Origin of the sequence: Shigella sp. FC1967, from assembly GCF_001743005.1 — a bacterium.
Lineage (GTDB): Bacteria > Pseudomonadota > Gammaproteobacteria > Enterobacterales > Enterobacteriaceae > Proteus.
This window is the reverse complement of record NZ_MIIZ01001091.1, coordinates 1-918: the sequence shown is the minus strand read 5'-3', so window position 1 is coordinate 918 and position 918 is coordinate 1. Positions and strand designations below refer to the sequence as shown.

Below are 918 nucleotides of genomic sequence, written 5' to 3'. Positions count from 1 at the left end.
CCACAAGTAATGTTTAAAAATAATATTCGTGGCTATATTCCTCCAGAAAAATGGGGATAACGGTATTAATGCATTTTTTATTAAATTACAATTTTACAGGAAGAAATAGTAAAAACTATAAAGATAATATTAATAATAATAACTACTTTTTTAAATATAAACCCGGGTATTAATGTGGGGTCATGGCGTTTACGTAATGAAAGCACATGGACGTACGCTAGCGGTGAAAGTGATCAGAATAAGTGGCGTAATATAAGAACATATGTACAAAAACCTATAATTCCATTAAAAGCAGAACTGACAGTAGGTGATTCATTTTCTAGTGGTACCATTTTTGACAGCCTTGGTTTTAGAGGTGCTAAGCTAGAATCTGATGATAACATGCTACCAGATAGTATGAGAGGTTTCGCTCCTACAATTAAAGGGATTGCAAATAGCAATGCGATCGTTACTGTTAGACAAAATGGTTTTGTTATCTATCAAATTTCAGTTCCTCCCGGTGCATTCGAAATAAAAGATCTCTATGCAACATCAAGCAGTGGAAATTTAGATGTCGTAATTAAAGAGAATAATGGAGAAATAACTCAATTTGTTGTGCCTTATTCTAATGTGCCTATTTTGCAACGTGAAGGACGTCTTAAATATGAATTTATTGGTGGGGAATTTAGAAGTGGGTCTGATTTTCAAGATAAACCAAATTTTGGGCAATTAAGTTTAATTTATGGTTTGCCTCATAATTTAACGCTCTATGGAGGAAGTCAGTTTTCGAATAACTATCAAGCTTATGCTATTGGTCTTGGTGGCAATTTGGGAAATTTAGGCGCGATATCAGCTGACGTCATTCAAGCAAATAGTATTTTACCCAATGATGAACATAAAAAAGGACAGTCATTCCGTCTACTCTATGCAAAGTCAATT

General features: G+C 33.9%; 1 pseudogene. It reads left to right on the top strand.

Annotated elements, in window-relative coordinates:
• Positions 1-918, top strand: a pseudogene (locus BHE89_RS18715) (fimbria/pilus outer membrane usher protein); the annotation flags it as partial.